At 71.3% G+C, this 23,500-nt stretch carries 21 protein-coding genes; 5 read left to right on the forward strand and 16 right to left on the reverse strand.

Annotation, left to right across the window (positions count from 1 at the left end; genetic code table 11):
- Positions 1 to 476: 476 nt before the first annotated feature.
- The 3 genes from KBX71_RS10345 to lysS all read right to left on the reverse strand — a co-directional run bounded on the left by KBX71_RS10345 (position 477) and on the right by lysS (position 5,477).
- On the reverse strand, positions 477 to 3,020 hold the full coding sequence (locus KBX71_RS10345) for an ATP-dependent Clp protease ATP-binding subunit (RefSeq protein ID WP_203125971.1): 2,544 nt from the start codon (positions 3,018 to 3,020) through the stop codon (positions 477 to 479).
- Positions 3,021 to 3,511: 491 nt separating this feature from the next.
- The gene (locus KBX71_RS10350; RefSeq protein WP_036392792.1) at positions 3,512 to 3,856 is read right to left on the reverse strand and encodes an Lsr2 family protein; all 345 of its coding nucleotides are present in this window, start codon (positions 3,854 to 3,856) and stop codon (positions 3,512 to 3,514) included.
- A gap of 112 nt (positions 3,857 to 3,968) precedes the next feature.
- On the reverse strand, positions 3,969 to 5,477 hold the full coding sequence (lysS, locus tag KBX71_RS10355; protein ID WP_210817736.1) for a lysine--tRNA ligase: 1,509 nt from the start codon (positions 5,475 to 5,477) through the stop codon (positions 3,969 to 3,971).
- 88 nt (positions 5,478 to 5,565) lie between these two features.
- Here lysS and KBX71_RS10360 point away from each other — a divergent pair, with 88 nt between their 5' ends.
- On the forward strand, positions 5,566 to 6,306 hold the full coding sequence (locus KBX71_RS10360) for a class I SAM-dependent methyltransferase (protein WP_210817737.1): 741 nt from the start codon (positions 5,566 to 5,568) through the stop codon (positions 6,304 to 6,306).
- Between the two features lie 35 nt (positions 6,307 to 6,341).
- On the opposite strand, the gene KBX71_RS10365 is transcribed toward KBX71_RS10360, so the two are convergent.
- The 8 genes from KBX71_RS10365 to KBX71_RS10400 all read right to left on the reverse strand — a co-directional run bounded on the left by KBX71_RS10365 (position 6,342) and on the right by KBX71_RS10400 (position 13,966).
- On the reverse strand, positions 6,342 to 7,100 hold the full coding sequence (locus tag KBX71_RS10365) for a type III pantothenate kinase (protein ID WP_030489971.1): 759 nt from the start codon (positions 7,098 to 7,100) through the stop codon (positions 6,342 to 6,344).
- Positions 7,101 to 7,117: 17 nt separating this feature from the next.
- Positions 7,118 to 8,014 (reverse strand): carboxylating nicotinate-nucleotide diphosphorylase, encoded by an 897-nt coding sequence (gene nadC, locus KBX71_RS10370; protein ID WP_210817738.1) that lies wholly within the window; start codon positions 8,012 to 8,014, stop codon positions 7,118 to 7,120.
- A 56-nt stretch (positions 8,015 to 8,070) separates the two neighbouring features.
- Complete coding sequence (locus KBX71_RS10375) at positions 8,071 to 9,768, reverse strand: L-aspartate oxidase (protein WP_210817739.1); 1,698 nt, start codon at positions 9,766 to 9,768, stop codon at positions 8,071 to 8,073.
- A 108-nt stretch (positions 9,769 to 9,876) separates the two neighbouring features.
- A complete protein-coding gene (locus KBX71_RS10380; protein WP_210817740.1) occupies positions 9,877 to 10,773 on the reverse strand; it encodes a septum formation family protein in 897 nt (298 codons plus the stop codon).
- A gap of 96 nt (positions 10,774 to 10,869) precedes the next feature.
- The gene (gene panD, locus KBX71_RS10385) at positions 10,870 to 11,298 is read right to left on the reverse strand and encodes an aspartate 1-decarboxylase (RefSeq protein ID WP_210817741.1); all 429 of its coding nucleotides are present in this window, start codon (positions 11,296 to 11,298) and stop codon (positions 10,870 to 10,872) included.
- A gap of 44 nt (positions 11,299 to 11,342) precedes the next feature.
- Positions 11,343 to 12,191 carry a pantoate--beta-alanine ligase gene (gene panC, locus KBX71_RS10390; protein WP_210817742.1) on the reverse strand — a complete coding sequence of 283 codons (849 nt, stop codon included), beginning with the start codon at positions 12,189 to 12,191 and terminating at the stop codon, positions 11,343 to 11,345.
- A gap of 114 nt (positions 12,192 to 12,305) precedes the next feature.
- On the reverse strand, positions 12,306 to 13,280 hold the full coding sequence (locus tag KBX71_RS10395) for a Rossmann-like and DUF2520 domain-containing protein (protein ID WP_210817743.1): 975 nt from the start codon (positions 13,278 to 13,280) through the stop codon (positions 12,306 to 12,308).
- A gap of 89 nt (positions 13,281 to 13,369) precedes the next feature.
- Positions 13,370 to 13,966 (reverse strand): TetR family transcriptional regulator, encoded by a 597-nt coding sequence (locus KBX71_RS10400; protein ID WP_210817744.1) that lies wholly within the window; start codon positions 13,964 to 13,966, stop codon positions 13,370 to 13,372.
- 16 nt (positions 13,967 to 13,982) lie between these two features.
- On the opposite strand from KBX71_RS10400, the gene KBX71_RS10405 reads away from it, so the two are divergent.
- From KBX71_RS10405 to KBX71_RS10415, 3 genes are all read left to right on the forward strand, one after another.
- Complete coding sequence (locus KBX71_RS10405; protein WP_307847031.1) at positions 13,983 to 14,993, forward strand: SDR family oxidoreductase; 1,011 nt, start codon at positions 13,983 to 13,985, stop codon at positions 14,991 to 14,993.
- A 65-nt stretch (positions 14,994 to 15,058) separates the two neighbouring features.
- A complete protein-coding gene (locus KBX71_RS10410; protein ID WP_210817745.1) occupies positions 15,059 to 16,291 on the forward strand; it encodes an SAM-dependent methyltransferase in 1,233 nt (410 codons plus the stop codon).
- On the forward strand, positions 16,288 to 17,475 hold the full coding sequence (locus tag KBX71_RS10415; protein WP_181518448.1) for an NADH-quinone oxidoreductase subunit D: 1,188 nt from the start codon (positions 16,288 to 16,290) through the stop codon (positions 17,473 to 17,475). The genes KBX71_RS10410 and KBX71_RS10415 overlap by 4 nt, the downstream gene beginning before the upstream one ends.
- Positions 17,476 to 17,493: 18 nt before the next feature.
- On the opposite strand, the gene KBX71_RS10420 is transcribed toward KBX71_RS10415, so the two are convergent.
- The 4 genes from KBX71_RS10420 to KBX71_RS10435 form a co-directional block, all read right to left on the reverse strand.
- Positions 17,494 to 19,182, reverse strand: a complete 1,689-nt coding sequence (locus KBX71_RS10420) for a hypothetical protein (protein WP_210817746.1) — start codon at positions 19,180 to 19,182, stop codon at positions 17,494 to 17,496.
- Between the two features lie 109 nt (positions 19,183 to 19,291).
- Positions 19,292 to 20,296 carry a glycine betaine ABC transporter substrate-binding protein gene (locus tag KBX71_RS10425; RefSeq protein ID WP_124820147.1) on the reverse strand — a complete coding sequence of 335 codons (1,005 nt, stop codon included), beginning with the start codon at positions 20,294 to 20,296 and terminating at the stop codon, positions 19,292 to 19,294.
- 200 nt (positions 20,297 to 20,496) lie between these two features.
- On the reverse strand, positions 20,497 to 21,237 hold the full coding sequence (locus tag KBX71_RS10430) for an ABC transporter permease (RefSeq protein WP_196929174.1): 741 nt from the start codon (positions 21,235 to 21,237) through the stop codon (positions 20,497 to 20,499).
- Complete coding sequence (locus KBX71_RS10435; protein ID WP_210817747.1) at positions 21,234 to 21,920, reverse strand: ABC transporter permease; 687 nt, start codon at positions 21,918 to 21,920, stop codon at positions 21,234 to 21,236. The genes KBX71_RS10430 and KBX71_RS10435 overlap by 4 nt, the downstream gene beginning before the upstream one ends.
- Positions 21,921 to 21,922: 2 nt before the next feature.
- Here KBX71_RS10435 and KBX71_RS10440 point away from each other — a divergent pair, with 2 nt between their 5' ends.
- Entirely contained in the window at positions 21,923 to 22,927 is a 1,005-nt protein-coding gene (locus KBX71_RS10440; RefSeq protein ID WP_196929173.1) for an ABC transporter ATP-binding protein, read from the forward strand.
- Positions 22,928 to 22,981: 54 nt separating this feature from the next.
- Here the strand turns inward: KBX71_RS10440 and KBX71_RS10445 are convergent, their stop codons facing one another.
- Positions 22,982 to 23,413 carry a hypothetical protein gene (locus tag KBX71_RS10445; RefSeq protein ID WP_307788253.1) on the reverse strand — a complete coding sequence of 144 codons (432 nt, stop codon included), beginning with the start codon at positions 23,411 to 23,413 and terminating at the stop codon, positions 22,982 to 22,984.
- Between the last annotated feature and the right edge of the window lie 87 nt (positions 23,414 to 23,500).

Genomic DNA, 23,500 nt, shown 5'->3' on the forward strand with positions numbered 1-23,500 from the left:
TGTCGGGCGCGCCGGATGCCACTACACCCAGGATGTTGCGCGATCTTGCCGACGGAGGTCCCGCCGGGAGCGAGGCCAGGGCCGAGCTCGCCACTACGCCAGACAACATCGGGGAAAGTGCTGCTTCGGGACGCCGCGAGGCAGCACTTTCCCCGATGTTGCGCGGATCTTGCGGGGCGTGGCAGCGCGTGCGTCGCGGCGCAGGTGACGGGTTCGTCGGGATTGCGCGAGGCGCCGCGCGGGCCCGGCAGGGCGCACCGGGCAGGGGCCAGGTGGGGCAGGCGCTGTACGACGAGCGCGGCCCGGCGGGCAAGGCGCCCGTATCCGGCGGGCGCGGCGACCGGGAGCGACGCTCCCCGAGGACCCGAAGGGTTGCGGCCAGGGTGGGTGTGGGACGGCGGCGAGACCTGTGGGGGCGCAACAAGGCGGGGCCCCGGTGGCTTGCGCCACCGGGGCCCCGCCCCTTGCTTGTTGTGTTACTCGTCCACGCCTGCGGCGGCGGTGCCAGCGGCGGTGCCACCGAGATCGGCCGGGACGGCGTCCGGAACTTCGACCGGCTTGTCCGAGCCCCGGAAGACGAGCTTGGACTTGTCGATGTCGTCCGGGTCGCCCTCGCAGTCGACCACGACGATCTGACCCGGGGTCAGCTCGTTGAACAGGATCCGCTCGGAGAGGTTGTCCTCGATGTCGCGCTGGATCGTGCGACGAAGCGGACGGGCACCGAGCACCGGGTCGAAGCCCTTCGCGGCCAGGTACTTCTTGGCGTTGTCGGTCAGCTCCAGACCCATGTCCTTGTTCCGCAGCTGGCCCTCGATCCGCTGGATCATGATGTCCACGATCGAGAGGATCTCGGTCTGACGCAGCTGGTGGAAGACGATGGTGTCGTCGATCCGGTTGAGGAACTCAGGCCGGAAGTGCTGCTTGAGCTCGTCGTTGACCTTCTGCTTCATCCGGTCGTAGTTGGACTCGGAGTCCTCCGACTGCTGGAAGCCCAGCGACACCGCCTTGGCGACGTCTCGGGTGCCCAGGTTGGTGGTCAGGATGATGACCGTGTTCTTGAAGTCCACGATGCGACCCTGACCGTCGGTGAGCCGACCGTCTTCGAGGATCTGCAGGAGCGTGTTGAACACGTCCGGGTGGGCCTTCTCGATCTCGTCGAAGAGGACCACCGAGAACGGCCGACGCCGCACCTTCTCGGTCAGCTGCCCGCCCTCGTCGTAGCCGACATAGCCGGGAGGGGCACCCACGAGCCGGGAGACCGTGTAACGGTCGTGGAACTCGGACATGTCCAGCTGGATGAGGGAGTCCTCGCTGCCGAAGAGGAACTCGGCGAGCGCCTTGGACAGCTCGGTCTTACCCACACCGGACGGGCCGGCGAAGATGAACGAGCCCGACGGGCGCTTCGGGTCCTTCAGGCCGGCCCGGGTACGCCGGATCGCCTTCGAGACCGCCTTGACCGCGTCCTCCTGGCCGATGACGCGCTTGTGCAGCTCGTCCTCCATGCGCAGCAGGCGCGAGGTCTCCTCCTCGGTCAGCTTGTAGACCGGGATGCCGGTCCAGTTGCCGAGCACCTCGGCGATCTGCTCGTCGTCAACCTCGCTGACGACGTCCAGGTCACCGGCCTTCCACTCCTTCTCCCGCTGAGCCTTCTGGCCGAGGAGCTGCTTCTCCTTGTCGCGCAGCTGGGCGGCGCGCTCGAAGTCCTGAGCGTCGATCGCGGACTCCTTGTCGCGACGCACCTGGGCGATGCGCTCGTCGAAGTCACGCAGGTCTGGCGGCGCGGTCATCCGACGGATCCGCATCCGGGCACCGGCCTCGTCGATCAGGTCGATCGCCTTGTCCGGGAGGAAGCGGTCGGAGATGTATCTGTCGGCCAGAGTTGCGGCAGCCACCAGGGCTGCGTCCGTGATCGAGACGCGGTGGTGAGCCTCGTAGCGGTCGCGCAGGCCCTTGAGGATCTCGATGGTGTGGGCCAGCGACGGCTCACCCACCTGGATCGGCTGGAAGCGGCGCTCGAGAGCGGCGTCCTTCTCCAGGTGCTTGCGGTATTCATCAAGGGTGGTGGCACCGATGGTCTGCAGCTCACCACGGGCCAGCATCGGCTTGAGGATGCTCGCGGCGTCGATCGCGCCCTCGGCGGCACCCGCACCCACCAGGGTGTGGATCTCGTCGATGAACAGGATGATGTCGCCGCGGGTGCGGATCTCCTTGAGCACCTTCTTGAGGCGCTCCTCGAAGTCACCGCGGTAGCGGGAACCGGCGACGAGCGCGCCCAGGTCGAGCGTGTAGAGCTGCTTGTCCTTGAGGGTCTCGGGCACCTCGCCCTTGATGATCTTCTGGGACAGGCCCTCCACCACGGCGGTCTTGCCGACGCCGGGCTCACCGATCAGGACCGGGTTGTTCTTGGTACGGCGGGAGAGCACCTGCATGACCCGCTCGATTTCCTTCTCGCGCCCGATGACCGGGTCGAGCTTGCCCTCGCGGGCGGCCTGAGTCAGGTTGCGGCCGAACTGGTCCAGCACCAGGCTGGTCGACGGCGCGGCCTCACCCGGCGCGGCACCCGCCGCAGCGGGCTCCTTGCCCTGGTAGCCGGAGAGCAGCTGGATCACCTGCTGGCGGACCCGGTTGAGGTCGGCGCCGAGCTTGACCAGCACCTGGGCGGCAACGCCCTCGCCCTCACGGATCAGCCCGAGCAGGATGTGCTCCGTGCCGATGTAGTTGTGGCCGAGCTGCAGCGCCTCGCGCAGCGACAGCTCCAGCACCTTCTTGGCCCGCGGCGTGAACGGGATGTGCCCGCTCGGCGCCTGCTGACCCTGGCCGATGATCTCCTCGACCTGCTGGCGGACGCCCTCCAGGGAGATGCCGAGGCTCTCCAGGGCCTTTGCCGCGACGCCTTCACCTTCGTGGATCAGGCCCAGCAGGATGTGTTCCGTACCGATGTAGTTGTGGTTGAGCATCCGGGCCTCTTCTTGGGCCAGGACGACAACCCGTCGCGCTCGGTCGGTGAACCGCTCGAACATGCCCTCGTGCTCCTCACGTGCCGTGCGCCTTGATGGTCAAGATCTTGGCGGGGCCGGTGCGCGGACGTCCAGGACGGGCGTCCGTGCCTCCTTACTCTATCGTCGCTGACCGACTCAGCTGAGGTCGTGTGTCTCTGCTCTGGGTCGGTTGCACGTCGTTTTGAACAACCGTCCGCGCTCAGGAGGTGTTCCGGTAGCCCTGTCGCTACGCGCAGAGCGAAATCCGACTGGCTCGACGGAAGCCCGATCCGGGGTCCGGAAGCGCTCCGGGAGGCCCCGGGAGGCCGAACCGGCGGTCGCGACGAGCGCTCCGCGCGGCCCTGGGGGAGGTTGTCCACAGGCTGTGGATAGCTGTTCCACTGGTTGTGGACAACGTCGGTCGGCCCGGAATGCTTCCCGGCCCGGAACGGGCGACGCCGGCCCGGAGAAAGTCCTCCGGCCCGGCGTCGGTGTCGCCTGCGGTGGCGGCTAGCCACCAAACTGCTGACGGATCAGCGCTTCGCGTGGAACTCGTCCACGATCTCCTGGGGGATACGACCCCGGTCCGAGATGTCCTTGCCGGCCTTCTTGGCCCACTCCCGGATCGCCTTGTTCTGTTCCCGATCGGCGGTCGCGCCACCCCGACCGCGGGCAGCCCGCCCACCGATCACGACGCCGCCCCGGCCGACCTTGGTGCCGGCACCCACGTACGAGGCAAATGCATCGCGCAATTTCGCGGCGTTGGCGCTCGAGAGGTCGATCTCGTACTGAACGCCGTCGAGGGCGAACTTGACGGTCTCGTCCGCGTCCCCGCCGTCCAGGTCATCGACCAGCTTGTGAATGATCTGCTTGGCCACGTCCCACATTCCTTTCGAGCAGGGTGCCCCTGCTAACAAGAGCACAATAACCCGCGCGCCGCTCGTCGCGTCAATAGGACCCGGTTACGGCTCGGCGCACACCGGGGCGGGACTACTCCGGGCGGACCAACGGGAAGAGGATCGTTTCCCGAATTCCGAGCCCGGTCAGGGCCATCAACAGCCGGTCGATTCCCATTCCCATACCGCCGGCCGGCGGCATTCCATACTCCATCGCCCGTAGGAAGTCCTCGTCGAGACGCATCGCCTCGTCGTCGCCACGGGCGGCCAACTGCGCCTGTGCAACCAGCCGTTCCCGCTGCACGACCGGGTCGACCAGCTCGGAGTACCCGGTGCCCAGCTCGAAACCGAGCACGTAGAGGTCCCACTTCTCGGCCAGCCCCGGCTCGGTGCGGTGGCCCCGGGTGAGCGGGCTCGTCTCCTCCGGGTAGTCCCGTACGAAGGTGGGCGCCTGCAGACCGGGAACGACCAGTTCCTCGAACAACTCCTCGGCCAGCTTGCCGGGACCCCACTTCGGGTCCACGGCCAATCCCACCTTGTCCGCGTACTCCACCAGACGGGAGCGTTCGGTGCGGACCGTGACCTCCTCGCCGAGCGCTTCGGAAAGCACGCCGAACAACGTCACGGACCGCCACTCGCCACCCAGGTCGAACTCCCGTCCGTCGGCGTGGGTCACCACCGTCGAACCGCTGACCGCGATCGCCGCCTGTTGCACGAGATTACGGGTCAGCTCGCCGATCGTGTCGTAGTCGCCGTACGCCTGGTACGTCTCCAGCATCGCGAACTCCGGCGAGTGCGAAGAGTCGACACCCTCATTACGGAAGTTGCGGTTGATCTCGAAGACGCTGTCGACGCCGCCGACCACAGCGCGCTTGAGAAACAGTTCCGGAGCGATTCGCAGATACAGATCGGTGTTCAACGCATTGCTGTGGGTCACGAACGGTCGGGCCGCCGCGCCACCGTGCAGCAGTTGCAACATCGGCGTTTCCACCTCAATGAAGCCCTGCCCGTGCAGTGAATCGCGCAGACTGCGTACCGCGGCGGCCCGGGTACGCACCATCTCCCGTGCCTGCGGCCGCACAATCAGGTCGACGTAACGCTGCCGGACGCGCGCCTCCTCGGAGAGGGGCTTGTGGGCCACCGGCAACGGTCGCAGCGCCTTGGCGGTCATCTCCCACTGCTGGGCCAACACCGACAACTCACCCCGACGGCTGGTGATCACCTCGCCGGTGACGCCGACGTGGTCGCCGAGGTCGACGAGGCGCTTCCACGCCTCCAGCCGCTCCGGCCCGACCCGGTCCAGGGAGAGCATCGCCTGCAACTCGGTGCCGTCGCCGTCCCGCAGGGTCGCGAAGCAGAGCTTGCCCGTGTTTCGTACGAAGATCACCCGGCCGGTGACCGCTACCTGGTCGCCGGTCGCGGTGTCGGTCGGCAGGTCGGCGTAGCCCGCCCGGACCTGCGCCAGGGTGGCGGTGCGGGGGAAGCTGACCGGGTAGGGCTCGACGCCCTCGGCGAGCATCCGGTCCCGCTTCTCCCGGCGGACCTTCATCTGCTCGGGAAGGTCGTCGGCGGGGTCCACTGGCACGGGGTTCTGCTCGCTCACGGCACGCTTCCTCGTCACGGAGATACAGGGGGTCAGGCCCGAGCGTACTCAAGCGGTCCGGAAGCCGTTACGGGATAACCTGCCCGTCATGGTCGATCACACTCACGCCCTGTCGTTCGGTGCCGCTGCGAGTGATTCCGACCGGTTTCGACCACGTTATCCCGAGGCCGCAGTCCGTTGGGCACTCGACGGGCTGATCGAGGCCCGGGTGGTCGATCTCGCGGCGGGCACCGGCATCCTGACCCGCGCCGCGCTTGCCCTGGGCCACGAGGTCGTACCGGTGGAGCCCGATCCGGGGATGCGGGCGCAGCTCGCCCACAGCACCCCGGACACGACGGCGCTGGCGGGCAGCGCCGAGGCCGTGCCCCTGCCCGACTCGACGGCGGACGCGGTGCTGGCGGGGACGGCGTACCACTGGTTCGACCGGGAGCCCGCGCACGCCGAGATCGCCCGGGTACTCCGCCCCGGTGGCACCTTCGCCCCCATCTGGAACATCCGGGACGACAGCGTCGACTGGGTGGCCGAACTGAGCCGTATCGCTCACCTCGGGGACAAGTCGAGCAGCCTGGTCGTCGGCGAGTACCCCGACTTCGGCCCCGACTTCGACGCCATCGAGCAGCGCGAGTTCAGGCACCGCACCACGCTCACGCCGGATGAGCTGCTCGGGATGGTCCGCACCCGCTCGTACTGGCTCACCGCCTCCACCGCGGATCAGCGGCGGGTCGAGCGGGAGCTGACCGACCTCCTGAACATTCACCCCGCCCTGGTTGGCCGGGACACCATCGAGCTGCCGTACCGGACGCTGGTGCTGCGCGCCCGGCGGCGCTGAGGCCCGGACGGAGGTCGCCCAGACGGCGGCCGAAGTCACAGGTTGCGTTCGTAGACCATCCGCAGGCCGATCAGCGTGATCATCGGCTCGTGGTGGGTGATGCTGCGACACTCGTTGATCACCAGCGAGGCGAGGCCGCCGGTGGCGATCACCGCCCGCACCTCGCCCAGCTCCTCGGTCATCCGCTCGACGATCCGGTCCACCTGGCCGGCGAAGCCGAAGTACAGGCCGGCCTGGAGGCACTCCACGGTGTTCTTGCCGATCACCGAGCGGGGCTTGGTGGCCTCGACCTTGCGCAGCTGCGCGGCCCGGGCGGCCAGCGCGTCGAAGGAGATCTCGATGCCCGGGGCGAACGCGCCGCCGAGGAACTCACCGCGCTCGCTGATCACGTCGAAGTTGGTGGTGGTGCCGAAGTCCACAACGATCGACGGGCCGCCGTAGAGGGTGTACGCGGCCAGGGTGTTGACCACCCGGTCCGCGCCGACCTCCTTCGGGTTGTCGATCGCCAGCTGCACCCCGGTCCGCACGCCCGGCTCGACCACCACGCTCGGCAGGTCGGCGTAGTAACGGCTCAGCATGGTGCGCAGCGACCGCAGCGCGGCCGGCACCGTGGAGCAGGCGGCCACACCGGTGATCTCGACGTTGTCCCCGGCGAGCAGGCCCCGGAACATCAGGCCCAGCTCGTCCGCCGTCGAGCGGGCATCGGTCTTGATCCGCCAGGAGTGCACCAGCTTGTCGCCGTCGAAGGTCGCCAGCACGGTGTTGGTGTTTCCGATGTCGATGCAGAGCAGCACGCACGCAGCCTAGACAACTACTCCGTGCGCAGGTCCAGCGCGATGTCCAGGATCGGCGACGAGTGCGTCAACGCGCCCACCGAGAGGAAGTCCACGCCGGTGGCCGCGTACCGGCCGGCGACCTCCAGGGTCAGCCCGCCGGTCGCCTCCAGCTCCGCCCGGTCACCCACCGCGGCGACAGCCTCGGCCAGCACCTCCGGCGTCATGTTGTCGCAGAGCAGGAAGTCCGCCCCGGCCTCCACCGCCTCCACCGCCTCGTCGACAGTGGTTACCTCGACCTGCACCGGAACCTCCGGGAACGCCTCCCGGACCCGCCGGTAGGCCGCCGTGATCCCCCCGGCCGCCAACTTGTGGTTGTCCTTGATCATGGCCACGTCGTAGAGGCCCATCCGCTTGTTGGTGCCCCCGCCGGCCCGCACCGCGTACTTCTCCAGCGCCCGCAGGCCCGGCGTCGTCTTGCGGGTGTCCAGCACCATCGCCTTCGTGCCGGCCAGCGCGTCCGCCCAGGCGCGGGTGTGGGTGGCCACCCCGGACATCCGGCAGAGCAGGTTGAGCGCCGTCCGCTCGGCCGTCAGCAGCAGCCGGGTCGGGCCGGTCACCGTCGCCAGCACGTCGCCGCGGGCCACCCGCTCGCCGTCGCGGGCCAACACCGACACCTCGACGGTACGACCGAAGCCCGTCACCTCGCCCACCAGCTCGAACACGGCGGCGGCCACCACCATCCCGGCCAACACCCCGTCCGCGCGGGCCACCAGGTCGGCGGTGTCGGTCTGCTCCGCCGGGATGGTGGCGACGCTTGTGACGTCCAGGAAATCCGGACCCAGATCCTCGACGAGCGCGCCCTCGATGACCTGCCGCACGGACGCCGGATCCAACCCGGCCGCCCGCAACGCCGTCTCCGTCGACTCGATCATCGTCGCCTCCTTCGTTCCCGACTGCGGGGCTCGCAACACCGGCTCACTCCTCGCGCTCACTGGGCCGTCTCCTCCCACTGTTGCGTCACCCGGCCCTGCGCCCCTACCGCCCCGACCAGATGGCCCAGCCACCGTTCGTCGGCCGTCGGGAAGTCCTCCCGCCAGTGGCAGCCCCGGGTCTCACCACGGGCGTACGCGGCGGCGACAAGCGTCGACGCCACGGTGAGCAGGTTGGTCGCCTCCCAGTCGGCGGTCCGCGGCCGGCCCCGGGCAACGCCCAGCTCGGTCAACGTCAGGGCCGTCTCGGCCAGGGTCGTCGCGGATCGGAGCACCCCGGCCCCCCGGGTCATCGCCCGTTGCAGGGGCGGCGTCACCTCCGCGGGCAGCACCCAACCCGTACCGCCACGCCAGGCGCCGGTGTCCGCCGGCTGGGCCTGCTCGGGCAGGCCGGCAGCGATGTCCTCGGCGATCCGCCGGGAGAAGACCAGACCCTCCAGCAGCGAGTTGCTGGCCAGCCGGTTCGCGCCGTGCACGCCCGTGCAGGCCACCTCGCCGCAGGCGTACAGGCCGGGGATGGAGGTGCGGCCGCGCAGATCGGTCCGAACCCCGCCGGAGGCGTAGTGGGCCGCCGGCGCCACCGGAATCAGATCGGTCGCCGGGTCCACGCCGATCGCCAGGCAGGACGCCACGATGGTGGGGAACCGACCGGCCAGGAAGTCGCCGCCCAGGTGCCGTGCGTCGAGGAAGACGTGGTCCGCCCCGGTGGCCAGCAGCACCCGGTGGATGCCCTTGGCCACCACGTCCCGGGGTGCCAGCTCGGCCAACTCGTGCTGGCCCACCATGAACCTCTTGCCGTCCGCGTCCACCAGGTACGCGCCCTCGCCGCGCAGAGCCTCCGAGACCAACGGCTGCTGCGCGTGCCCCGCCCCGGGCACTCCCGCGCCGGGCGGGGTGAGCAGGGCGGTCGGGTGGAACTGGACGAACTCCACGTCGGTCACCGCCGCGCCCGCCCGCAGCGCCAGCGCCACCCCGTCGCCGGTGGAGACCGCCGGGTTGGTGGTGGCCGAGAAGATCTGCCCCATGCCGCCGGTGGCGAGCACCACGGCACGGGCCAGCAGCGCGCCGACGCCGTCCTCGCTGCCCTCACCCAACACGTGCAGGGTGATCCCGCAGGCCGGGCCGAGCCCGTCCGGGCCGTCGCCGGGCGCGCGCAGCAGGTCCAGTACGAGGGCGTGCTCGACCAGCCGGATCCACGGGTCGCGCTGCACCGCGGCGTGCAGGGCCCGCTGCACCTCCGCGCCGGTGGCGTCCCCGCCGGCGTGCACGATCCGGTCCGCCCGGTGCCCGCCCTCGCGGGTCAGCATCAGCGAGCCGTCCAGGTGGCGATCGAACTCGGCGCCGATCCGGATCAGCTCGCGGAGCCGGGTCGGGCCCTCCTCGACCAGCACCCGGACCGCCGCCGGGTCGCACAGCCCGACCCCGGCGACCTCGGTGTCCCGGGCATGCGCCGCCGGGGTGTCCGCCGGGTCGAGCACGGCGGCGATGCCGCCCTGCGCCCACCGGGTCGAGCCGTCGTCGATGTTGACCTTGGTAACCACCGTGACGTGCAGACCCGCCTCACGCAGGTGCAGCGCCGCGGTCAACCCGGCCACGCCGGAACCCACGACGATCACGTCGGTGGTCTCCACCCAGCCGGGCGCGGGCGCGGCCAGCAGCGCGGGCAGGGCAGGCAGGTCGACGGTCGGGAGGTCCATCCCCCCAGTCAACCCGAACCATCCTCGCCCGGGGCGGCGGGGGCGGGACGAGTGTTTTGGGCGACCCCGTCCGGCACACGCCGCCCACGGCGAACCGTCCGGCCGTGGTCACTTCGTCCGGACCGGTAGACCAGCCGTGCCCGCGCCCTTCAGCGAGGCGGTCACCGTGCGCTCGCTGAGCCACAGATAGCAGCGGACGCCCCGATCACCGACCTTCCAGCGCCCCGCCCCCGGCGGTCGGACCACCACGCCGCTGCGGAAGCGCAGCTTGGCGTCGTCAGGTACGCCCGCGTACCGGGCCAGGACGCTGCGACAACCGTTGTAGAGCGGCACCCAGTCGGCGTCCCGGGTCGGGTACGCCACGTCCGGTGCGCGCCACACCCCGACGAACTCGGCGTCGTGCTGTTTGCCGCACTCCACCGGGATCAGCGTCTGCACACCCCGGCCGGCGCCCCCGCGGGTCTGCTGGCAACCGAGGCGCAGCCCGGTTGGCCCCTTCAACGCGTCCCGCAGACTGCCCGAACGGACCACCACTGTGGCCGCCGCCTCGACAGTGGTCAGCTCGGTGAGGTCGCAGCGGAACCACCGGGAACCCGCCGCCCAGCCCGGCCCGTTGGGCATCGCCACCGACAGCCGCAGCCGGCCGGACCGCCAGTCGTCACCCACGTAGCCGGCCGCCCGGGTGTCGCACTCGGCGAACGCGCCCCGCAGCTCCGCCGAACCACCCACCGGAGCGGTCGTCCGCTCGACCGGGAACGCCCCCACATGCACGGTCTCCAGTCGGTGCGGGCCGGCGCAGTCCACCGGCTCATAGCTGGCCAGGCTGACCAGATCGGTGAAATCGGCGGCGTGACACACGCCGGCGGCCGGAGTGAACGCCGACGGTGCCGGCAACGCCGCCCAGTCGTCGGTCAGATCACCGTCCAGACCGCCGGACCCGGCGCAGCCCACCAGCAGCACCGCCGTGGCCACAGCGGCGAACAGCGTCGTCATCGCACTGCGCATAGCGGCCTCCCCCAGCCACCGGCCAGCTTCCGCCAGCGCGCTCAGGGTAACCGGAAATGACCTTCTGGTGACAGACCGGAATCGCGGTACGCGGGATCAGACTCCGGACACGGCCAACGGACTGGGCACCGGGTTCCCGGCCGTACCGGGCGCCGCCACAGCCGGGTCGGCACCCAACTCGATCACCCGGTTGTCGGCGTCGACGTGCACGACCCGTGGCCGGTAGGACCGGGCCTCGGCGTCGTCCATCTGGCCGTACGAGATCAGGATGACCAGGTCACCGGGGTGCACCAGGTGCGCGGCGGCGCCGTTGATGCCGATCACGCCGCTGCCCCGCACACCCGGGATCACGTACGTCTCCAGCCGGGCGCCGTTTGTGATGTCCACGATCGCCACCTGCTCGCCGGGGAGCAGGTCGGCGGCGTCGAGCAGGTCCTCGTCCACAGTCACCGAACCGACGTAGTGCAGGTCGGCCTGGGTCACCGTGGCGCGGTGGATCTTCGACTTGAGCATGGTCCGCAACATCGCTGTGGCCTTTCACGGGATTGGTGGAGGGTGGTGCGGCCGGGTCAGGGGCGCGGGGCGAGGTGGATCGCCGAGTTGTCGATCAACCGGGTGGCGCCCACCCAGGCGGCGATCACCAGCCGGGCCGGCCCGGACACCGGCCCCGGTTCCAACTCGGGATCGGTGAGCACCAGGTAGTCGAGACGGGCACCGGGCGTACCGGCGCCGAACGCGGCGTGCGCGGCGGTCAGCACCGCCCCCGCGTCCAGACCGTCGTCGGCGGCCCGCGCGCCGGCCCGCAACGCGGCGGACAGACTCAGCGCGGCGGCCCGCTCCGGCTCGCTCAGGTAACGGTTGCGGCTGGACAGCGCCAGCCCGTCCGACTCCCGGACGGTCGGCACGCCGACCACCTCGACCGGCACGTCCAGGTCGCGGGCCATCCGCCGGACCAGGGTGAGCTGCTGGTAGTCCTTCTCGCCGAAGAACGCCAGGTCCGGCTGGGTGAGCTGGAGCAGCTTCAGCACCACGGTGAGCACGCCGTGGAAGAAGCCGGGCCGGCTCGCCCCCTCCAACTCGGCGCCGAGCGGCCCCGGGTCCAGGCGTACGCGGGGCTGCCCGTCCGGGTACATGTCCGCCACCGACGGGGCGAAGACCAGATCGGCGCCCGCCCGCCGGCACACCTCCAGGTCGGTGTCGAGGGTGCGCGGGTAGCGGTCGAAGTCCTCGTTCGGCCCGAACTGCAACGGGTTCACGAAGACCGTAACCAGCACGTGGTCGGCCTGTTCCCGGGCCGCGCGCAGCAACGTCTCGTGCCCGGAGTGCAGCGCACCCATGGTCATCACCACCCCGACCGTGCCCTTCAGCCCGGCCCGAGCCTCGGCCAACTCGGCCCGCGTGTGCACCACCTGGGTCACAGCGACACCTCGGTTCGCGACTGCGGGGCTCGCAAGATCGGCTCACTCCTCACGCTCACAGCGATACCTCGGTTCGCGACTGCGGGGCTCGCAAGATCGGCTCACTCCTCACGCTCACGCAGCCACCTCCCGACTGCTGTCGGCCAACACGCCGAGCAGCGACTGTGCGTCCACCGGTCGCAGCCGGCCGGCGGCGATCGCCCGGTCGGCGGTGCGACGGGCCAGCGCCAGGTACGCGGGGACGGACTCCGGTGCGGTGGCCGCCAACCGAGCCAGGTGCCGCTGCACGGTGCCCGCGTCGCCGCGGGAGACCGGGCCGGTCAACGCGTCGTCGCCGAGCCGCAGCGCGTTCTCCAGGGCGGCGCGCAGCAGCGGGGCGAGCACCTTCTCCGGTCGGGACACCCCGGCGTCACGCAACCGGTCGGTCGCCTCGTTGACCAGGGTCACCAGGTGGTTCGCGCCGTGGGCCAGCGCGGCATGGTAGAGCGGGCGATCCGACTCGGCCACCCACTCGGGCACGCCACCAAGGTCGGCGACCAGTCGGGCAGCCAGCGGGCGCAGCTCCGCCGGGGCGGTCACCCCGTACGAGATGCCGTCCAGCCGGGCCAGGTCGTCAGGCGTACCGGTGAAGGTCATCGCCGGGTGCAGGGCGAGCGGCCGGGCACCGGCCGCGACGGCCGGCCCCAGCACGGCCAGGCCGTGCGCTCCCGAGGTGTGCGCGACGATCTGACCCGGGTGCAACGCGCCCCGCTCCGCGAGGTCGGCCACCACACCGGCCAGCCTGTCGTCCGGTACCGCGATCAGCAACAGGTCGCCGGCGGCGTGGGCCACGGCGGCGACCGGACGGCGGGGAACCTCGGGCAACAACAGGGCGAGGCGGGCGCGGCTGGCTCCGGAACTGCCGGAGACGGCAACCACAGGGTGCCCGGCGGCGGCAAGCGCGGCACCCAGCACGGCGCCGACCCGACCGGCGCCAACGACACCGACGGTGAGCAGACGGGAGGTGGCGCGGGCGCCGGGAACGGCGCTCTCCCACGATGCGGCAGGCCCGCGTGGGGCGGCCGGACGCGGGCGCAACGGTGCGCTCATGACGACGATCCAGTCCTCGAGAAGGGGTACCGGTCGATCGCAAGTATGCGCCCGGCCCACCGAACCCGGACAAGCATGTGTGAAAACCTTCACCACCGAAGGAGGGGACCTCGTGAATGCCTTCCTGAGGACGACGTGATGGCGCTCAGCTCGGTGGCCACCTCGGCGATCAGGTCGGCGAGCGAGGCGTCGCTGTCGAGCGCGACCCAGCGGGCGTACGCCACGCGGAAGACCGTGCCACCCGACTCGGTGGCCAGCGTGGCCGTGGTCTCGTCGAGGCCCTTGGCACGGAGTGCGGCGGTGACGGCGGCCAACAGTGCGCCCGATTTGCGCAGCTCACGCTCCTGCAGCTCCGGGCTGCTCTCAATGATCGACTGGCGCATCCGGACCTGCTCGCGGCGGTCGGCGAAGATTTCCACAGCCATCTGACGGAAGGCCGCGATGACCGCCTCGAACGGGGCGGCGTCCGTTTCGGCCACCACCTTGACCAGGGCCTCCTCCACGCGCTCGCTGCCGCTGAAGAGAGCCTCGCGCTTATCCCCGAAGAGCCGGTAGAAGGTGCGTTTGTCGAGGCCGGCACGGGCGGCGATGTCGGCGACAGTGGTCTGCTCGAAGCCGCGCTCACGGAACAACTCGAAAGCGGCCGCCTCCAAGCGGCCGCGCGCGTCTGGTTGCCAGCGAGCCATGCCGCGATGGTACCCGATGTCACTCTGCGACATTATTTTCCCTGAGCCATGTCACATGGCGACATCACGAGGTACGGTCATGTCGCAAGGTGACATGACCTACCCACGAAGGACTGCCATGCGCGTATTCATCACAGGTGCCTCCGGCCATCTCGGCTCCGCAGTCGTGCCGGCACTGCTCTCCGCCGGACACGAGGTCGTCGGCCTGGCCCGCTCCGACACGTCAGCCGCCGCGATCGAGAAGCTCGGCGCTGAGGCACGCCGCGGCGATCTGTCGGACCTCGACACGCTCTCTGCGGAAGCAGCCGCGTCCGACGGGGTCATCCACCTGGCGTTCCGCCACGACCTCATGCTCGGCGGCGACATGGCCGGCGCAGCCGAGGCCGACCTGCGCGCACTCAGGGCACTCGCCGACGGCGTGGACGGCTCCGGCAAACCCCTGGTCGGCACGAGCGGGACGGCCATGCTCGCGATGGGCGGCATCGTCGGCCGCCCCGGCACCGAACGCGACGCCTTCCCGAGCGGCTACCGGATCGACGCGGAGAATTTCGTAGTCGACCTTGCCTCCCGCGGTGTGCGCTCCTCGACCATTCGGCTCGCGCCCACCGTGCACAGCTCGCTCGACCACTACGGCTTCATCACCGTCATCATCGCCGCCGCCCGGCGGAGCGGGTACGCCGCGTACGTCGGCGAGGGCGCCAACCGGTGGCCGGCCGTGCACACGCTCGACGCGGCCGCGCTCTACCGGCTGGCCCTCGAAAAGGCCCCGGCCGGTGCGCGTCTCCACGCAGCCGCCGACGAAGGAGTCCCCTTTCAACAAATCGCCGCTGCCATCGGTCGCAACCTCGACATCCCGGCCCGAAGCATCGGCCCCGACGACGCAGACAACTACTTCGGCTTCCTCGGATCGTTCGCGCAGATGGACAATCCGACGTCGTCCGCGATCACGCGTGAACTGCTGGGTTGGGCCCCTGCCCACCCCGGCCTGATCGCCGACCTGGACGAAGGGCACTACTTCCGGGCATGAACCACGAACGACGGCCCTGACCGTAGGGTCGGCACGGTGACCCACGCTCAACTCGGAGTGGACTGATGTCGATCCTGTGGCGAGACGCGATGAGTCGGGCGCTCTACGGGCCGGGCGGCTTCTTCGTCGCCAGCACCGGGCCGGCCGACCACTTCCGCACCAGCGTGCACGCGTCCCCGGCCTTCGCCACCGCCCTGCTGCGCCTGATCTCGGAGGTGGACACGGCCCTCGGCCACCCTGACCGACTCGATGTTGTCGACGTGGGCGCTGGCCGTGGGGAACTCCTGCACACTCTGCTGGGGCTCGTCGCTTCCGTACCCGCCGTCGGGGGCGCGGTGGGGGTTTCCACGGCCGCCGCCCGTCGGTCGCCCCACGAGCCGTCGTTGGTCGCCGCCCGCCCGTCGCTTGCGGATCGAATCCGCTTCACAGCAGTCGAGTACGCCCACCGCCCCGAGAACCTGCCCGAAGAGATCAACTGGACAGCCGAGATCCCCACCGGGGTCACCGGACTGCTGATCGCCACCGAGTGGCTGGACAACGTCCCACTGGACGTGGCAGTACACACCGAAGAGAGCTGGCGATACCTGCTGGTCGACCCCGACACCGGTGCCGAATCAGTCGGTGAGCCGGTCAGCTCCGCCGATCTTGATTGGCTGACGAACTGGTGGCCGAGCCCCGCGAACCGGCCCAGTACGGACGGTGACCCGAACCCTGGGGCGACCTGGTCCGACGCGACAACCGAGAGCGAGTCGGGTTTCGGGGCAGCCCGGCCGGCGCAGGGATCAAGCCTGACCGCCCGGAGCCGGCCGGGCTGCCCCGAAACCCCCCACAGCGACCACCGCGCAGAGATCGGCAGACCGCGGGACGAAGCCTGGGCCAACGCAGTAGCAAAGATCAGCCGAGGGCTGGCGGTGGCAGTCGACTACGGGCACCTGAGGGACGCACGACCTGTCGACGGGACGTTGACCGGGTATCGGGGCGGGCGGCAGGTGCCTCCGGTGCCCGACGGGTCGAGTGATGTGACCGCGCACGTGGCCATGGACTCGGTCGCCTCCGCTGGCGCGGCGGTCGCCCGGTGTGCGTACTCCCTCGTCCTTCAGCGGGAGGCGCTGCGGGCGCTCGGGGCCGACGGCGGGCGACCGCCGCTCAGCCTGGCCGGCACCGACCCGGTCGGCTACGTGCGGGCGCTGGCCGCCGCGTCGGCGGTGGCCGAGCTGACCGACAGGGCCGGGCTCGGCGGGCACCTGTGGTTGCGCCAGCCGGTCGGCATCCCGCTCGGGCCGGCCGTGGCACGATGACGGGCATGACCACCGACGCCGGGGACCTCCGTGAACTGACCGTCGGCACCGGGGCCGGGCTGATCGCCGGCACCGGTGATCAGCAACTCGGCACCGACATGGTGCTGAACATCGGCCCGCAGCACCCCTCCACGCATGGTGTGCTGCGGTTGAAGCTGGTACTCGACGGCGAGCGGGTGGTCGCCTGCGAACCGATCGTCGGTTACATGCACCGGGGCGCGGAGAAGCTCTTCGAGGTGCGTGACTACCGGCAGATCATCGTGCTGGCCAACCGGCACGACTGGCTCTCGGCGTTCTCCAACGAGCTGGGTGTGGTGCTCGCTGTGGAACGCCTGATGGGCATGGAGGTGCCGGAGCGGGCCACCTGGCTGCGGATGGCCCTCGCGGAGCTGAACCGGGTGCTCAACCACCTGATGTTCCTCGGCTCGTACCCGTTGGAGATCGGGGCGATCACACCGATCTTCTACGCGTTCCGGGAACGGGAAACCATCCAGGCGGTGATGGAGGAGGTCTCCGGCGGCCGGATCCACTACATGTTCAACCGGGTGGGTGGCCTCAAGGAGGAGGTGCCGTACGGGTGGACCGGGCGGGCCCGCGCGGCCATCGGTGAGGTGCGCCGCCGGCTGCCCGACCTGGACCACCTGATCCGGCGTAACGAGATCTTCCTGGCCCGTACCGTCGGCGTGGGCGTGTTGTCCGCCGCGGACGCCGCCGCGTTCGGCGCGTCCGGGCCGGTGGCCCGCGCCTCCGGGCTCGACCTGGACCTGCGGCGCGACGACCCCTACCTGGCGTACGACGAGCTGGACGTGCCGGTGGTCACCAAGACCGCCGGGGACTGCCACGCCCGTTTCGAGGTGCTGCTCGACCAGGTGTACGCGTCGCTGGACCTTGCCGAGCAGTGCCTCGACCGGGTGGACCAGCTGACCGGGCCGATCAACACCCGGCTACCGAAGGTGCTCAAGGCGCCGGAGGGGCACACGTACGCCTGGACGGAGAACCCGCTCGGCATCAACGGCTACTACCTGGTGTCCCGGGGTGAGAAGACGCCGTGGCGGTTGAAGTTGCGCACCGCCTCGTACGCGAACGTGCAGGCGTTGGCCACCCTGCTCCCCGGCTGCCTGGTCCCGGATCTGATCGCGATCCTCGGCTCGATGTTCTTCGTGGTCGGCGACATCGACAAGTGACACGAGTCGCCTGACCGGTCACCGCCAGCGGTCGCTGGGTGGCGCCCCGCCGGCACGCGGTACGTCGTCCTGGGGCGGGTAGCCGTAGCGCTCGTCGACCCGCCGCCGGCCGGTCCGCTCCGGCTCGGGTTCCGCCTGGTGGCCGCGTTGGCGCGGTGGGCGCCACTCGTCCGGCACCGGCACACCACCCACCGGCAGCGCCGGCCTTCCCGGCTCGGCCCGCCGGCCGGCGTCGTCGTGACGGCGCGGCTCCTCGTAGCGGCCGGCGTCCTCGTGACGGCGCGGCTCCTCGTGACGGCGCGGCTCCTCGTAGCGGCCGGCGTCGTCGTGACGGCGCGGCTCCTCGTGGCGGACGGCGGCCCAGCGGTCGGCCACCCGGTACTCGGTGCCGCTGGCGTCGGCGTGCACCTCGGCCCGGCGTTCGCCGACCCGCAACTCGCGGCCGTTCTCGTCGTCGCGGACGGCGGCCCACCGGTCACCGGCCCGCAACTGCGACCAGTACTCGCCGGTGTCGTCGGCCCGCAGAGGCGGCCCGGGCTGCGGCGCCGCGGCGGCGTCCGTCCGGTCGCGCTGCTCCGACCAGCCCCGATCGTCCGGGCTGTCCCAGGAGTTCACCGCCGGCCTCTCCGGTGTGCGGTGCGACCGGGCCGCCGGCGCGGGCTCGTCGGGCTGGCCGTACGCGTCACGCCGATCGGTCCACTCCGGTTCGTCGCGGCGGCCCGCCCAGCCCGGCTCGTCGCCGTACCCGGCTCTGGGACGCTCCTCCGGCTCGCTCCTCGCTCGGCCGGCCGGACGGGGGCGCTCATCCGCGTCACCGCCCCGGCTCCACTCCTGCGCGGGCGGGGTCCACTGACCGGCGTACCCGCCGCCGTAGCGCCCAGCCGGCTCGGCCGCCCCGCCGTCCACCACCGTGTGCCGGGTGGTGACGTGCACGGTCTCGGTGTGTCGGACCACGCCACCCGGCCGATGCGCCGGTTCGGGGCGGGCTGAGCCGTACGCGGTGGCGGCCGGCCGTTCCCCGCCGTACACCCCGGCGGCGGCCGGTGGCTCGGGGGCCTCCCGTGCGTACGCCGGCTCGTCGTCGTCCGTGTGCTCGGAGCGCCCCCACTGGGGCGCGTCGTGCTCGGGGCGCCCCCACTGGGGCGCGTCGTGCTCGGGGCGCCCCCGTCGGGGCGCGTCATCGGGCCCGGACACCCGAGCGCGGCCGGCCGACGCGTCACCCGGGACCCGGCTGCGGGCCACCGGCGCGACGTCCGCCGGCGGCTCGACGGCGGCCACCCGCGCCCGCCCGGGGCCCGCCGGCTCGACAGCGGGGGCGGCACCGGCGAGGGCGGCACCGCTGGCGTCGAGGCGGCGGCGCACCGCGGCGACCCCTTCCTGGGCCCGCTGCGCCTGGTCAAGCGCCTGGTTGCCGCGCTGGGCGGCGGCCACGATCTCGCTGCGCAGCTCTCGACGCAGCTCCTCGATCTCGTCCAGCAACTCGTCGGTCCGCGCCGAGTCGCCTTCGCTCTCGGGCCGCAGCGCGATGGAGAGACCGATCAGCACGACCGCGAGAATGGCGAGCACCGCGGCGAAACGCAGCGGGCCGTTGCCGTCGGCCACCAGCAGGATCAGCGCCGCCACCGGCGCCAGGGCGACGCCCGCCCAGAAGAGCATGGTCAGCAGTGGTGGTTGACGCCGGGCGTCAGAGGTGGCCGGGGCTGGCATGGATGTGCAGCCTACCCACGACATCCATCGGAGGGAACGGGGTCCCCGGGACGCGCGGACGCCCCCGCCCGGTCGGGGCGGGGGCGTCCTCGGCACGTGCGGGGAGGGCTCAGCTGGTGGCGAAGGCACCATCCGAGGAGAAGATCAGGCCCACGCTGATCGAACCGTCACGCAGCCCGCTCTTGGTCAGCGGGCCGCCCTGGTCCAGCGAGGAGAACTTTCCGACCGACAGCCCGTACGTCTTCTCCAGGCCCGGCTTGCAGAACGGACGCTGCTCGCACTCCGGCGGGCCACCCAGCGAGGTCGCGCTGCCGGAGCACTTCGCCGCCAACTCGGAGAGGGTCCGGACGCCGTATTTGTCGGCGAAGGCCTGGGTCACCGCGAAGGCGTTCTGGTCCTGTGCGGCGGCCGGGGTGCCGAAGGTGAGGCCGGCCTTGTCGCCCTCGGCCTTGAGCGCGGTGACCGTCGTGTTGATGTCCGGTGAGGAGACCGGCTGCGCGTTCTGGCCGTTGGCCTTGGTGTTGAGGAACTCGGCCATCGTCGCCGCGTACTCCGGGACGACCTGGATCTCGCCCTTCTCCAGAGCCGGCGCGTAGAGCTCCCGGTTGCCGATCTGCTGCACCTTGACCTGGTAGCCGGCGGAGGTGAGCGCGATCCGGTACAGCTCGCCCAGGATCTGGCTCTCGGCGAAGTTGCCGGCGCCCACCGTGATGTCTCCGCCTGGGCCCTTGGCGATGCCCGCGGTGAGGTTGTTCGCGCTGGCGAACTCCTCGGCCGCCACCTTGGCGGTCTTGCGGTCCTCGTTGACGGCCTTGTTGAGCTGGATGAGCTTCGGGGTGTCGAGCGCGGCGGAGACCTTGTCCAGTGCGGCGATCAGCTGCGGGTTGGCCGCCTTGGTGTTGACCGCGGGAATGACGTTATCGGAGTTCTGGAGCTTCTTGTCGTCCTGGAGAGCGATGAGCTGCTGGCCGGCGACCGGGGCGCACCCGGCGCCGGAGGCGCTCGTCTGCGGTGCGTCGGTGCCGGACGAGCCGGCGTCACCGCATCCGGTGAGGAGCGCTGCCCCGGCGACGGCGCCGATGGCACCGATCGCCAGACGTGTACGTGCGCGCATGTGCCCGCCTTCCGTGTCCCGGCGCGGCCCGTCCCGGGCCGGCCGCGTGTCCGACGGACGATCCTGACTATCGGTCGCCCGCGAATGTCCACCCAACATGCTCCGCAACCGACCGACAACCTGGGATGGACTTCGTCACCCCATCGTCACCGATCGGACGGACCTGGGTCGCCAGCCGGACGCAGGCTCACCCGGACGGGTCAGGCGCTCCCGGTGGCATCTGCGGCTCGGGGCCGCCCCAGGCGCTGTCGCCCGCGCCGCAGCGGTTTGGGGGTCACCAGTCGTTCGACGCCGCCGAGGACCACCTCGGCGAGCAGCGCGAGCCCGGCCACCAGCACACCGCCGGCGACGATCTGCCCGCCACCGGCCGCGATACCGATACCGAAGCCGGTCCGGATGATCTGGCCCAGGCCGCCGCCGTTGACGAACGACGCCAGCGCCGCGGTCGCGATCACCTGAACCGCCGCGGTGCGGAAGCCGGCCGCCAGATATGGCACCGCGAGCGGCAACTCCACCCGGCGCAACAGTTGCGAGCTGGACAGGCCCATCCCCCGGGCCGCGTCGCGGGCCTCCGGGTCCACCTGCCGCACCCCGGTGTACGCGTTGGCCAGCAGCGGCGGCACGGCGAAGACGGCAAGTGCCACCACGACCGGCGTCCGCCCGAAGCCGCTGGCGAAGGCCACCGGCAGGATGGTCAGCAGCGCCAGGGTGGGGATGGCCAGGGTGGCGTTGGAGATCAGCACCACGAGGCCGCCACCGCGGCCGAGGTGCCCCAGCCAGAGGCCGAGCGGCCAGGCCACCAGGCAGCCGAGCGCCACCGCCAGGGCCGAGATCGTCAGGTGCTCGCCGAGCCGGTCCAGCATGCCGCCGGGGTTGGTCCAGTTCAGTGGGTCGTTGATCCAGGTGATCGCCTGCCCGATCGGGTTCGCCGCGACGGTCACCGTGCCCTCCGGGTGGACCAGGGGGTCACCAGTCGGGCGACCAGGATGAGCAGCAGGTCGAGCACGACCGCGAGCGCCACGCAGAGCAGCGCGGCGGTCATGATCTCAGCCTTGTAGAGGTTGTTCTGGAAGCCCGCGAAGATCAACTGCCCGAGCCCGCCGTGCCCGACCAGCACCCCGACCGTGACCAACGCCACGGTCGAGACGGTCGCCAGCCGTACGCCTGTCACGATGCCCGGCAGCGCCAGCGGCAGGTCGATCCGGAACAGGCGCCCCCACCGGCCGTAACCCATGCCCTCGGCGGCCTCCCGAACCTCCGGGGGCACCTGGTTGAGACCGGCCACCACGTTGCGCACGATCAGCAGCAGCGCGTAGAGGACCAGCCCGACAAGCACCGTGGACGCCCCGGTGCCCAGGTAGGGGGCGATGAACGCGAAGAGGGCCAACGACGGGATGGTGTAGACCACCCCGCTGACGGCGAGGATCGGCCCGGCGAGCGGACGGACCCAGTACGCCAGCACGGACAACGGCAGGGCGATCAGCACCGCGATCAACACCGCCCGCCCGGTGAGGGAGGCGTGTTCGCGCACCGCGGCGAGGATCGTGTCAGAGTTGTCCCGCACGTACTGCCAGGAGAACCAGGGGTTACCCGGGTCGGCCCGGTAGCTCAGGCGGAAGGACATACGTGGACGTTACCCCGGAGGCTGCCAGCGTGGCCCAATCACCTCGCGCGGCGTCGATCACCCTGCAGGGCATCCAGAAGCGCTACCCGAACGGCACCGAAGCTGTCCGGGACCTCAGCCTGGATGTCCGGGCCGGCGAGCTGGTGGTGCTGATCGGCCCGTCCGGCTGCGGCAAGTCGACAGTGCTGCGGATGATCAATCGGCTGATCGAACCGACCGCCGGTCGCATCACACTCGGCGACGAGGATGTCACCGACGTCGACCCGGTACGACTACGCCGTCGAATCGGGTACGTGATCCAGAACGTCGGTCTCTTTCCACACCAGACGGTACGGGCCAACGTGGCAACCGTGCCGGGCCTGCTTCGCTGGCCCAAGGGCCAGACCCGGGCCCGGGTCGACGAGTTGCTCGACCTGGTCGGGCTGGACCCGACCGAGTTCGGTGGTCGCTACCCGCACGAGCTGTCGGGTGGCCAGCGGCAGCGGGTCGGGGTCGCCCGCGCGCTCGCCGCCGACCCTGTGGTGCTGTTGATGGACGAGCCGTTCTCGGCCGTCGACCCGATCGTCCGGGCCCACCTCCAGGAGGAGTTCCTGCGCCTGCAGGCCGAGGTGCGCAAGACGATCGTGCTGGTCACCCACGACCTGGACGAGGCGGTCCGACTCGGTGACCGGATCGCGGTGCTCTCCGAGGGCGGGCACCTGGAGCAGTACGACACCCCTGCCACGCTGCTCGGCGCACCCGCCACTCCGTTCGTACGCGAGTTCGTCGGCGCCGACCGGGGCATCCGCCGGCTGGCCGTCACCCCGCTCGACCGGGAGGCGCTGGAGCCGGTGCCCGAGGACGCCGCAGCGGACCTGCCCACCGTCGCGCTGGACGGCTCCGCGTACGACGCGTTGGCGGTCCTGCTCACCTCGGGCCGGGACCGGCTCGTCGTGACCGACGCCGGCCGACCGGTGGGCGCGCTCAGCCGACAGCGTCTCCTCGACCTCGGCCGCCCGACCAGCTGACCCCCTCCGGCCGGGTCGGGCACGACCGCCGCGCCTGACCCCGCCCCGGCCGGGTCAGGCGCGACCGCCGAGGCTGGCGATGCCGATGATCCACCCGGTGAGGAAGCCGTAACCGGCACCGGCGCTGGCGTCCTGCAGGGCCCCCAGCAGTGACGGCGCCGGGCCGAGCAGCGCCGCCAGCACTGCGGCAAGGCCACCGGCCAGCACGTACGCGGCCCAGCCGGAGAAGAACTGGCTGACCGGGCCGGGCACCCGGGCGACCTGGGCGGCGGGCAACAGGTAGAGCAGGGCCACCGCCAGGACCACCAACAGCACGGCCCGCACGTCGGCGGCGAACAACCCGCCGGCCTGCCCGTCCGCGTCGAGCCGCCAGGCCGGCCAGGCGAGCAGGCGCGCGTAGAAGGCACCGCCCGACTCCGGGTCGGTCAGGCTGACGGCCCAGCCGGTGTACGCCGGACTGCCGCAGATGCCCACCAGCAGCAGCACGGCGAGCGCCCCGGTGCCGGCGGCCGTGCCGTAGCGGCTGACCGGGCCGGAGCGGTGGATGAGCTGCGCGATCCGCCCAGGCCCCGA

Source organism: Micromonospora sp. D93, assembly GCF_018070365.1.
GTDB lineage: Bacteria > Actinomycetota > Actinomycetes > Mycobacteriales > Micromonosporaceae > Micromonospora > Micromonospora ureilytica.

What these genes read in the sequence shown, in the direction of transcription:
- KBX71_RS10345 (WP_203125971.1), bottom strand. Translation starts at nt 3,020, where the DNA reads ATGTTCGAGCGGTTCACCGACCGAGCGCGACGGGTTGTCGTCCTGGCC.
- KBX71_RS10360 (WP_210817737.1), top strand. Translation starts at nt 5,566, where the DNA reads ATGGTCGATCACACTCACGCCCTGTCGTTCGGTGCCGCTGCGAGTGAT.
- nadC (WP_210817738.1), bottom strand. Translation starts at nt 8,014, where the DNA reads ATGATCGAGTCGACGGAGACGGCGTTGCGGGCGGCCGGGTTGGATCCG.
- KBX71_RS10375 (WP_210817739.1), bottom strand. Translation starts at nt 9,768, where the DNA reads ATGGACCTCCCGACCGTCGACCTGCCTGCCCTGCCCGCGCTGCTGGCC.
- KBX71_RS10380 (WP_210817740.1), bottom strand. Translation starts at nt 10,773, where the DNA reads ATGCGCAGTGCGATGACGACGCTGTTCGCCGCTGTGGCCACGGCGGTG.
- panD (WP_210817741.1), bottom strand. Translation starts at nt 11,298, where the DNA reads ATGTTGCGGACCATGCTCAAGTCGAAGATCCACCGCGCCACGGTGACC.
- KBX71_RS10395 (WP_210817743.1), bottom strand. Translation starts at nt 13,280, where the DNA reads ATGAGCGCACCGTTGCGCCCGCGTCCGGCCGCCCCACGCGGGCCTGCC.
- KBX71_RS10400 (WP_210817744.1), bottom strand. Translation starts at nt 13,966, where the DNA reads ATGGCTCGCTGGCAACCAGACGCGCGCGGCCGCTTGGAGGCGGCCGCT.
- KBX71_RS10405 (WP_307847031.1), top strand. Translation starts at nt 13,983, where the DNA reads ATGTCACTCTGCGACATTATTTTCCCTGAGCCATGTCACATGGCGACA.
- KBX71_RS10410 (WP_210817745.1), top strand. Translation starts at nt 15,059, where the DNA reads ATGTCGATCCTGTGGCGAGACGCGATGAGTCGGGCGCTCTACGGGCCG.
- KBX71_RS10415 (WP_181518448.1), top strand. Translation starts at nt 16,288, where the DNA reads ATGACGGGCATGACCACCGACGCCGGGGACCTCCGTGAACTGACCGTC.
- KBX71_RS10420 (WP_210817746.1), bottom strand. Translation starts at nt 19,182, where the DNA reads ATGCCAGCCCCGGCCACCTCTGACGCCCGGCGTCAACCACCACTGCTG.
- KBX71_RS10425 (WP_124820147.1), bottom strand. Translation starts at nt 20,296, where the DNA reads ATGCGCGCACGTACACGTCTGGCGATCGGTGCCATCGGCGCCGTCGCC.
- KBX71_RS10435 (WP_210817747.1), bottom strand. Translation starts at nt 21,920, where the DNA reads ATGTCCTTCCGCCTGAGCTACCGGGCCGACCCGGGTAACCCCTGGTTC.